The sequence below is a fragment of the Polaromonas sp. P1_G2 genome, from assembly GCF_056405515.1.
Map to the genome: position 1 here is coordinate 1 of NZ_JBFUBY010000156.1, position 9,853 is coordinate 9,853.

Below are 9,853 nucleotides of genomic sequence, written 5' to 3' on the forward strand. Positions count from 1 at the left end.
GCGCGCGGCCAGTCTGGGCTGGTGCAGGCCGGGCCGCACGGCCACCAGGAACTTGAGGTTTTTGGTGACGGGCAACAGGCTGGAGGCCACCACCCAGGGGTCTTCGCAGGAGCGGCCGGTGGGAATCAGCACACCTTCGTAGCCCAGGGTGTCGGCGGCCGTGGCGACCTGCTTGAGGTAGTCGTGGCTGACCTCGCGCGCGCCTTCGCCGGTGCCCAGGTAGCGGCTGTCGCCATGGGTGGGAATGAACCAGAAAACCTGCATGAAAAACTCCTTGTGTGCTGCGTCTTGTGGGGGGCTTATTTGCGCGCGACCTGCGTGGCTTCAGGCCGCCACACGATGTCGGCCACTTTCACAGGCCGCGGGATCAGGCCCAGGCGCAGAAAGGCATCGGCCACGCGCTGCTGGTCGGCGATGGCGATCGCGTTGAGCGGCCCCACGGGCGACACCGGGCGGCGCTGGATGAACAGGCTCACCACGCCGGCGTCCAGCCCGCTGAACTCCGACACCAGCTTGATGGCCTCTTTTCGGTCGCTTTGCACCAGCGCGTCGGCGCGGCTCAGCTCTTCAAACAAGGCGGACAGCGTCTGCACATGCTGCGTGGCAAAGGGGCGCGAGGCCAGGTAGAAGGAGTTGTTGCTCGACAGCTCGCGCCCGGTGGCCAGCACGCGCGGCTTGATGGCGAGTTCGATCGCGGCGTAGAACGGGTCCCAGATGGCCCAGGCGTCCACGCTTCTGCGCTCGAACGCGGCGCGCGCGTCGGCGGGCGCCAGGTAGATGGGCTGGATGTCGTCCCACTTGAGGCCGGCCTTGTCGACCGCACGCACCAGCAGGTAGTGGGCGCTGGAGCCTTTTTGCAGCGCGATTTTTTTGCCCTTGAGGCCGGCCAGGCTGCGGATGGGTGAATCGCCCAGCACCAGGATGGCCGAGCTGTCGGGCTTGGGCGGCTCGACGCCGACATAGACCAGGTCCTTGCCGGCGGCCTGCGCGAACACGGGCGGGGAATCGCCGGTCAGGCCGAACTCCAGGCTGCCGACCGACAGCGCTTCGAGCAGCTGCGGCCCGGCCGGAAATTCGGCCCAGGTGATCCTGGTGTTGGGAAAGCGTTTTTCGAGCACGCTTTTCTGCTTGAGGATGACCAGGTTGACGGCGGACTTCTGGTAGCCGATGCGCAGTTGCTCGGGGGCTTTTTCGGCCTTGGCGGCGGACTGCGCGTTGGCGCGCGGAAAGCCCAGGCCCCACAGCGAGGCGGTGGTGGCGACGATCTGCAGAAAGCGGCGGCGCAGTTGGAGTGGTGTGGAGGTGTTCATGCTGCGGTGTCCTGGTTTCAGGGAGCCGGTTTGTAGGCGGCGTCGCTGACGGCGATGGCCTTGGGGATCAGCTTGAGTTCGAAGAAGGTGTCGGCGAGTTTTTGCTGGTCGGCGATCACGCTGGCGGGCACGGGTTGGACCTTGAACTCATAGCGCTTGAGGCTGAGTTCGACCACGTCGACCGGCAGGCCCTGCAGCGGCGCGATCAGCTCGGCCGCCTTTTTGAGGTTGGCCTTGAGCCAGGCGCCGCGCTCCACCGAGTCGTCAAACAGGGCCTGGATGACCTTGGGGTTTTTGGCGACGAAGTTGCGTTCGGCCAGGTAGTACTGGTAGTTGTTGACCACGCCTTTGCCATCGGCCAGCACACGCGCGCCTATGGCTTTTTCAGCGGCGGCAGTGAAGGGGTCCCAGATCACCCAGGCGTCCACGCTTTTGCTTTCAAAGGCGGCGCGCGCATCGGCGGGTGGCAGGTAGACGGGCTGGACGTCGCTGAGCTTGAGCTGGTTTTTCTCAAGCAGCTTGACCRGCAGGTAATGCACATTGCTGCCCTTGTTGAGGGCGACTTTTTTGCCCTTGAGTTCGGCCACCGATTTGATGGCCGAGTCCTTGGGTACGACGATGGCTTCGGCCTCAGGCGCGGCCGGGTCGTAGCCTATGTAGGCGAACTTGGCGCCGGCGGCCTGGGCGAAGATGGGCGGCGCTTCCCCCACATAGCCGACGTCGACCGAGCCCAGATTCAGGCCCTCGAGCAGTTGCGGGCCGGCCGGGAACTCCACCCACTTGACGCTGGCGTTCAGCGGCAGCAAACGTTTTTCAAGCGTGCCCTGGGCTTTTTGCAGCACAAACAGGCTGGCGGCCTTCTGGTAGCCGATGCGTAGTTCGACTTTCTCTTGCGCATGGGCCACGGGCAGGCTCAGCAAGGTGATGACGCCTGCGAGCAGTGCGGCCAGCAGCAGGGTCAGGCCGAAGTCGAGCCAGGTGCGTACCTTGGGCGTTCGTTGATCCGGAATGCCGGGTGAAACACTGGGCTCAATGTTCGATACGTAGTCGGAAGTAATGCTCATGTTCATGTCCATTTCAAGGGTGTCTTTTTCCGGGTACGCGACGACGGCAGGGCAAAGCCTCTCCCCGGCCGCCCGCGAGGCGGTTTAAAAAATCTGCGTCTTGGGAATTCGGAGGTGCAGGCCAACCTCAGCCTGCGCCCTCCGGTGAGGCGTCAGACGCTACATCGCACCCGGGAAAAGTGCACCGGCTCAAAACCAGCCGTCGCCGGCTGGCGAAAGCTTTCGGCCAGCAGGGTCAGCACCGCGTCGTCCAGCCGCACGGCGATCTCGGGGCCGACCTCGTAGCGCTTGTCGGCCGACTGCGGCACCTGCGAATCGGTGGCGTAAACGCCGGGCAGGATGTGGCGGGCCGCCAGTGCCTGCAGCACAGGGCGCAAGGCGTAATCGAGCGCCAGCATGTGGTGTGGGCTACCGCCGGTGGCCAGCGGCAGCACGGTTTTTTCTTTCAGCGCGGTCTGCGGCAGCAAATCCAGCAGCACCTTGAGCAGGCCGCTGTAAGCCGCCTTGTAGACCGGCGTGGCCACGACGACGGCGCGCGCCCTGGCGATCTGCTCAATCGCCTTGACTATGGCCGGGTGGCCCCATTCGGCCAGCAGCAGCGCCTGCGCCGGCAGTTCGCGGATATTGAGGCGCTCGACCACGAGGCCGCCGCGCAGGGCCAGCCGGTGGCTGACTGAATCAAGCAGCGCTGACGAGCGCGATTGCTCGGATGGGCTGCCGGCAATCAGCAGAATGGATTGTTGTGCGGACATTGTTGAGTTTTCTTCCTGATCTGCCTTAGTGGCCAAGCGACATGTGCGAGATCTTCCCTACCAGTGCCGGCGCGGAACCGGCTTAGCCGGGCCGCAGCGGGCGCCCCCTGGGGGGAGGCGGCCAGAGGCCGCTTCGGGGGGAGCTTATTTCTTGGTGTAAATCTGGTCGAAGGAGCCGCCGTCGGCGAAATGCTCTTTATCCGCCTTGGTCCAGCCGCCGAAGGCTTGGTCTATGGTGAACAGGTTGAGCTTGGGGAACTGTTTGGCGTACTTGGCAATGGCTTTTTGCGAGACGGCCGGGCGGTAGAAGTTCTTGCCGGCGATGTCCTGGCCTTCCTCGGAATACAGGTACTTCAGGTATTCCTCGGCGACGGCGCGCGTGCCTTTTTTGTCCACGTTCTTGTCGACCACGGCGACGGCGGGCTCGGCCAGGATGCTCAGCGAGGGTGCGACCACGTCGAACTTGGCGCCGAACTCTTTCTCCAGCAAATACGCCTCGTTCTCCCAGGCGATCAGCACGTCGCCCTGGGCGCGCTGGGCGAAGGTGATGGTGGAGCCGCGGGCGCCGGTGTCGAGTACCGAGACGTTGCTATAGAGCTTGGYGACAAATTCCTTGGCCTTGGCGTCGCTGCCGTATTTGCGTTTGGCGAATTCCCAGGCGGCCAGGTAGTTCCAGCGGGCGCCGCCCGAGGTCTTGGGGTTGGGCGTGATCACGTTGATGCCGGGCTTGACCAGGTCGTCCCAGTCCTTGATGCCCTTGGGATTGCCCTGGCGCACGGCCAGCACGATGGTGGAGGTGTAGGGCGAGGAATTGTGCGGCAGCTTCTTTTGCCAGTCGGCCGACAGCCAGCCGCCGTTTTTGACCAGCGCATCGGTGTCGCCGGCCAGGGCCAGCGTGGCGACGTCGGCGTCCAGGCCGTCAATGATGGAGCGCGCCTGCTTGCCGGAGCCTCCGTGCGACTGCTTGATGGTCACGTCCTGGCCGGTCTTGGCCTTCCAGTATTTGCTGAAAGCGGCGTTGTATTCGACGTAAAGCTCGCGKGTCGGGTCRTAAGAGACATTGAGCAGCGTGACGGGCGGCTTGGGCGGCTGCTGGGCCTGGGCCGTCAGCAGTGACCCTGCCAGCGTCAAACCCAAACCCAAGGCGGCGGCGGTTCGGGTGGAAACATTGATAAAGTTGCGGCGTGAAGTCATGGTTGCTCTCTTTTCCAGAAAAATGCAGGTAAATGCGAACAAAATGGATTCTGGAAGCAGCACTTGAAAACCGGAACGAATAAAAACTCAGTTCTTTATTCTGTAAACATCCTTAGACTCCTCTTAAATCCCCCCGATACACGAAAGAACTCTCGCCATGGCACGCCTCGTCAAATGCATCAAGCTCGGTAAAGAAGCCGAAGGCCTGGACTTTCCGCCCTACCCCGGCCCGCTGGGCAAACGCCTCTGGGAAGAGGTCAGCAAGGAAGCCTGGGCGGAATGGATGAAGCAGCAAACCATGCTGGTCAATGAAAACCGCCTGAACCTGGCCGACGCCCGGGCCCGCCAGTACCTGGCGCGCCAGATGGAGAAACACTTCTTTGGCGACGGCGCCGATGCCGTCCAGGGTTACGTTCCCCCCACACCCACCGCCTGATCTGGCGGCATGCCTGAGCGCATTGAGTGGCTGGACGACGGCACGGCTGGCGGCAGCCCCTTCAGCCCGCGCTTCGGCGACCGCTACCGCAGCGAACTGGGCGGGCTGGACCAGGCCCGCGAGGTCTTCCTCAAAGGCTGCGGCCTGCCTGAAGCCTGGGACGGCCAGCCGCAATGGACGGTGCTGGAAACCGGCTTCGGCCTGGGCCTGAACTTCCTAGTCACCTGGGCCGCCTGGAAGGCCGACCCAAATCGCCCGCTGCTGCTGCATTTCGTCTCGACCGAGGCCTTCCCGGCCAGCGCCGCCGACGTGCTGCGCAGCGCGCAGACGCATCCTGAGCTGATTCCCTTCGCCGAACAGCTGCGGGCCCAGCTCTGGGGCCTGCTGCCGGGTTTTCATCGCCTGGTGTTTGAAGGCGGCCGGGTCTTGCTGACGCTGTGCATAGGTGACGCCAAGGCCATGCTGCGCGAGCAATCCTTCGAGGCTGATTCGGTCTACCTGGACGGCTTCAGCCCGCAGCGCAATCCCGACATCTGGGACCTGCACACCTTCAAGGCCGTGGCGCGTTGCTGCCGGCGCGGCACGCGCATCGCCACCTGGACGATTGCGCGCAGCGTGCGCGACGCGCTGGCGCAATGCGGTTTTGTGGTCCGAAAGGTGCCCGGCATACCGCCCAAGCGTGACAACTTGCAGGGCGAGTTCAACCCGGCCTGGGAACCTAAAAAAGCGCAGCCCTCTCCCCAGCGGCGCGCGCCCTCAAGCTGCGTGGTGATAGGCGCGGGCCTGGCCGGCGCGGCAGTGGCGGCCAGCCTGGCGCGCCGGGGCTGGCAGGTGCTGGTGCTGGATGCGGCCGAAGAACCGGCCGCCGGTGCATCCGGCCTGCCCGCCGGGCTGCTGGCGCCGCATGTCTCGCCCGACGACAACCCGCTCTCACGCCTGTCGCGCCACGGCATACGCGCCACACTGCAGCAAGCGGAAGCCGTGCTCCCAGCCGGCGACTGGGGCCGCACCGGCGTGCTCGAGCACGAAGTGGAGCACCCGCGCAAGCGGCCCGAGGCCTGGCAAGCGGAGTGGGCCGATGCCGCCGGCGATTGGTCACGGCCGGCCGACGCGGCGCAGCTGGCGCAGTGCGGCCTGCCGGCAGACGCACCCGCGCTGTGGCATGCGCGGGCCGGCTGGGTGCGGCCGGCCGCCCTGGTCGACGCCTGGCTGGCCGTCCCAGGCGTGCAATCGCAGGGCCGCTCGCGGGTGACCCGCCTGAGCCACGCCGCAGGCCAATGGCAAGTTCTGGATGCGCAGGGACGAGAACTGGCCCGCGCCGAACTGGTCGTGCTGGCRGCCGGTTATGCCAGCCGGGCGCTGGCCGCTGACGCCGATGGGGGGGCCGGCGAGCTCGCGCTGCAAGCCATACGCGGCCAGGTCAGCTGGGGCCGTCACGAGCCCGGTATGGCCGCTGCCCTACCCGCCTTTCCGGTGAACGGCCACGGCAGCCTGGCGCCCGCCGTGCCTTTGCCTGGCGAAGCCGGCGGTCTGGCCTGGGTCATGGGCTCCAGTTTTGAACGCGACAACACCAGGCCCGAGACGCGGCCGGAGGACGACCAGCACAACTTCAGCCGGCTACAGGCCCTGCTGCCGCAAGCGGCCCACGCGCTGGCCCCGCAGTTTGGGGCGGGCCAGGTCAAGAGCTGGGCCGGTGTGCGCTGTGCCACGCCCAGCCGCCTGCCCGCGCTGGGGCCACTGGCGCCGGGCTTGTGGGTCTGCAGCGGCATGGGATCGCGCGGGCTGACGTTTGCCGCGCTGTGCGGTGAAGTGCTGGCCGCGAAGCTGCATGCGGAGCCTTTGCCGCTGGAGCAGCGGCTGGCCGATGCGCTGGCGCCGCAGCGCGTGCCAGCCGGTTAATGCCTAGCGCGCGCTGCGCAGCAGGTATTTGAGTTTGCCGGGATGCAGGGGTTTGCTGAGGCTGCCGCGCGCGCCGGCAAACCAGCCGCGTACCGCATCGAGCGGCGACAGGCTGTTGCCGGTCAGGATCAGGAACTCCACGGGCGGCCGCGTGGCTGCCACGCGCTTGACCATCTCCCAGCGTTCCATGTCGGGCAGGTCCATGTCGAGGATGACGAGTTTGTAAAGCCGCGTATCCATGAGCTTGAGCGCTTCGGTGCCGGTGGCGGCCTCGTCGACGAGCAGCATCCCAGCCATGGCCAGCCGGGCGCGCAGGTAAAGGCGTGCATCGCGGTCGGCGTCGACCACCAGCACCTGGGCCTGCTCAGGCGGCTCGGTCGGGGGCCCTTCCAGCGGCGAAGGTGCGGTGGGGGCTTCGGAGTCAAAGTCGAGGTCCAGGTCCAGCAGCGCGGTGGATTCGGACAGCAGGTCCAGGTCGAGGTCGGCCCCGGGGGTTTGCGACGAATCGGCCGCGAGCAATATGTCCAGGCCTTCGATCACGGCCGCCCATTGCAGCGGGCGCTTGACCACCAGGCTGGCTCGGGCCGGCGCGTTGTCGCCTATCCAGATCAGTTTGAGCTCGTCGTGGGCGGGGTTGGCCCGCTCCAGCGTGGCTTCCCAGCTGTCGCCGTCTATCAGGGCCATGCCAGCGTCTTCAGGCGCCGCGGCGGTCCACAAAGCGTAAGCCGTGGGCCTGGTTTCGGAAAGGCGAAACACCGTGTTCAGGGCGTGACGCTCGACGTCATCAAACCCAAACACTTTTACAAAAATCCGCTTGACAGCCTCACCACCCGTATTCGTCATTGGGCTTGATTATGCGGGGATTCGGCACGCCCCTTTTCATGATTCCCCTGAAATTGGCGTACGCGTTGCCAAAAGGTCACTTCATGGCTTCGGCCGGACGGCGGGCCTTGACATAGTCGTCATTGGGCAAATAGGCCTTGCCGTCGGCGTAACGCCACTGCACCATGGTGCCCTTGTTGCCGCGCAGGTCCAGTTTGCCCACGTAGGCGCCCATGGTGGACTGGTGGTCGATGGCGCGGAATTCGGCCGGGCCGAAGGGGGTGGAGAACTTCAGGCCGCGCAGCGCCGTCACCAGCTTCTCGTTGTCGGTGGAGTTGGCTTTCTTGATGGCGGCAAAAATCGCTTGCATCGTGGCGTAGCCCACCACCGAGCCGACCTTGGGGTATTCCTTGAAGCGGCGGTAGTAGTTGGCGGCGAAGCTGGCGTGCTCGCGCGAGTCGATCTGGTCCCAGGGGTAGCCGGTCACGATCCAGCCCTTGGGCGTCTCGTCCTTGAGCACGTCCAGATACTCGGGCTCGCCCGACAGCAGCGACACCACTGGGGTTTTCGGGAAGATGCCGCGCTGGTTGCCTTCGCGCACCAGCTTGGCCAGGTCGGCGCCGAAAGTCACGTTGAAGATGGCATCGGGCTTTGTCTGCATGACGGCCTGCAGCGTGGTGCCGGCGTCCAGCTTGCCGAGCGCGGGCCACTGCTCGCCGACGAATTCCACGTCGGGGCGCCTGGCCTTGAGCAGTTCCTTGAAGGCCGCGACGGCGCTGGTGCCGTATTCGTAGTTGGGCGCGATCACGGCCCAGCGTTTGGCCGGCAGCTTGGCGGCCTCTTCGACCAACATGGCCGCCTGCATATAAGTACCGGGGCGCAGGCGGAAGGTGTAGCGGTTGCCTTTGTCCCAGATCAGGGCATCGGTCAGCGGCTCGCTGGCGATGAAGACCCTTTTGTTCTTCTGGGCATGGTCGGCCAGCGCCAGCCCGACGTTGGACAAAAAGCCGCCGGCCAGCACGTCGACCTTTTCCTTGGAGGTCAGCTCAATCGCGTGGCGCAGGGCCTCTTCGGGCTTGCCTGCGTCGTCGCGGGCAATCACCTCTACCTTGCGGCCCAGCAGGCCGCCGGTGACGTTGATCTCTTCCACGGCAAGCTGCCAGCCCTGGCGGTAAGGCTGGGTGAACTGGGGGATGGTCGAATAGCTGTTGATCTCGCCAATTTTGATGGGCGCTTTCGAGCCACCCTGCGCCAGCGCCAGGGCGGCCGTAAAAGCCAGGAACAAACCGCCCAGCAGGGCAGATTTCGCAAATTTCACGGTTTTCTCCAAAAAGTGAGCGATGCCATCCGTCGAGCCGGCGCCAGAGCCCGTTTACGGTCTAAAAGGGGCCGCGCAAGCCCCTTCTCGGGATGGGATGCAAGGCGCGGTGCGCTGCCCATAGCACAGCTATGGGTTAGCGCCGCAACGCYGCAGACCGCCCGAGAAGGCGCTTGCCCTCCGGGTTGGGGTGAAATCGGGCGATTGAGCCACCCAGKCCCTTGCATGGGCATKAGCCCATGCGRCGTKCCCGGTCGGCCCACTCATCCCGATTGCACCCCAACGCGGCYCCKTTTAGACCGTAAACGGGCTCTTAGCGGCCAGCGGGAAAAGCAGGGACTGTACCAGTGCATTGTGAATACCGGGGTGCCGGATGTGCGATTGTGGATTTGCTTTAAGCCGTTTACGCCTCAAATCCCGAGGAAACCCGCATGAATATTCGCGAATAAGCTTATCCAGATAACGGCAGAACAAATGTGTAGTTTGTTTTTATAAGCGGCACACTTACATTTTCCGGCATGCATGAATTTGCCTTCGTATTTGCCGGCTTTGCCGTAGGTTTGGTGGTGGGCCTGACCGGGGTGGGCGGCGGCTCGTTGATGACGCCGCTGCTGATCTTCATTTTCGGCATTAAACCGCACCTGGCCATAGGCACCGACCTGCTGTTCGCCGCCTTCACCAAGATGGGCGGCACGGTGAGCCTGGCGCGCGCCAGGGTGGTCGACTGGAAAATCGTCGGCCAGACCGCCGCGGGCAGCATCCCGGCCTCGCTGGCCACGCTTTATATGTTGCAGCGCCTGGGCCCCGCGAATCCGGGCACCCAGGCCATCATGACCACCACCCTGGGGCTGGCGCTGTTACTGACGGCCGGCGCCACCTTCTACAAGGTTTTGCGCGGCAAGACCGCCCCCACCAGCATCGCCCCTGAACAAATCGTCGAGGCCACGCGCGCGCGCCACTGGGCGCTGCCGCTGCTGTTCGGCGCGGTCATCGGCACGCTGGTCACGCTGACCTCTGTCGGTGCGGGCGCCATCGGCGTGATCGTGCTGATGCTGCTC

Annotated in this window: 10 protein-coding genes; 3 read left to right on the top strand and 7 right to left on the bottom strand. The window is 65.1% G+C overall.

All coding sequences use genetic code 11. From position 1 onward, the window contains the following. From AC1D0P_RS16025 to AC1D0P_RS16045, 5 genes are all read right to left on the bottom strand, one after another. Positions 1-264, bottom strand: a 264-nt coding sequence (locus AC1D0P_RS16025; protein ID WP_477677654.1) for an LLM class flavin-dependent oxidoreductase, incomplete at its 3' end; no start/stop codon positions are given. Positions 265-299: 35 nt separating this feature from the next. Then, the gene (locus tag AC1D0P_RS16030) at positions 300-1,310 is read right to left on the bottom strand and encodes a sulfonate ABC transporter substrate-binding protein (RefSeq protein WP_477677655.1); all 1,011 of its coding nucleotides are present in this window, start codon (positions 1,308-1,310) and stop codon (positions 300-302) included. Positions 1,311-1,327: 17 nt separating this feature from the next. Beyond that, complete coding sequence (locus AC1D0P_RS16035) at positions 1,328-2,374, bottom strand: sulfonate ABC transporter substrate-binding protein (protein ID WP_477677656.1); 1,047 nt, start codon at positions 2,372-2,374, stop codon at positions 1,328-1,330. A gap of 152 nt (positions 2,375-2,526) precedes the next feature. Beyond that, positions 2,527-3,126 (bottom strand): NADPH-dependent FMN reductase, encoded by a 600-nt coding sequence (gene ssuE / locus AC1D0P_RS16040; protein WP_477677657.1) that lies wholly within the window; start codon positions 3,124-3,126, stop codon positions 2,527-2,529. A 144-nt stretch (positions 3,127-3,270) separates the two neighbouring features. Further along, positions 3,271-4,320, bottom strand: a complete 1,050-nt coding sequence (locus AC1D0P_RS16045) for a sulfate ABC transporter substrate-binding protein (protein ID WP_477677658.1) — start codon at positions 4,318-4,320, stop codon at positions 3,271-3,273. Positions 4,321-4,477: 157 nt separating this feature from the next. Between AC1D0P_RS16045 and AC1D0P_RS16050 the strand changes: the two genes are divergently transcribed. Together AC1D0P_RS16050 and mnmC are read left to right on the top strand one after the other, a co-directional pair. After that, positions 4,478-4,756 carry an oxidative damage protection protein gene (locus tag AC1D0P_RS16050; RefSeq protein WP_477677659.1) on the top strand — a complete coding sequence of 93 codons (279 nt, stop codon included), beginning with the start codon at positions 4,478-4,480 and terminating at the stop codon, positions 4,754-4,756. Positions 4,757-4,765: 9 nt separating this feature from the next. Beyond that, the gene (gene mnmC, locus AC1D0P_RS16055; protein ID WP_477677660.1) at positions 4,766-6,655 is read left to right on the top strand and encodes a bifunctional tRNA (5-methylaminomethyl-2-thiouridine)(34)-methyltransferase MnmC2/FAD-dependent 5-carboxymethylaminomethyl-2-thiouridine(34) oxidoreductase MnmC1; all 1,890 of its coding nucleotides are present in this window, start codon (positions 4,766-4,768) and stop codon (positions 6,653-6,655) included. Between the two features lie 3 nt (positions 6,656-6,658). Here the strand turns inward: mnmC and AC1D0P_RS16060 are convergent, their stop codons facing one another. Together AC1D0P_RS16060 and AC1D0P_RS16065 are read right to left on the bottom strand one after the other, a co-directional pair. Beyond that, positions 6,659-7,411, bottom strand: coding sequence for a response regulator (locus tag AC1D0P_RS16060; RefSeq protein ID WP_477677661.1), 753 nt, complete (start codon positions 7,409-7,411; stop codon positions 6,659-6,661). Positions 7,412-7,574: 163 nt separating this feature from the next. Continuing rightward, positions 7,575-8,795, bottom strand: a complete 1,221-nt coding sequence (locus AC1D0P_RS16065) for an ABC transporter substrate-binding protein (protein WP_477677662.1) — start codon at positions 8,793-8,795, stop codon at positions 7,575-7,577. A gap of 518 nt (positions 8,796-9,313) precedes the next feature. On the opposite strand from AC1D0P_RS16065, the gene AC1D0P_RS16070 reads away from it, so the two are divergent. Beyond that, the coding region (locus tag AC1D0P_RS16070) for a TSUP family transporter (RefSeq protein ID WP_477677663.1) at positions 9,314-9,853 on the top strand (540 nt) is incomplete at its 3' end.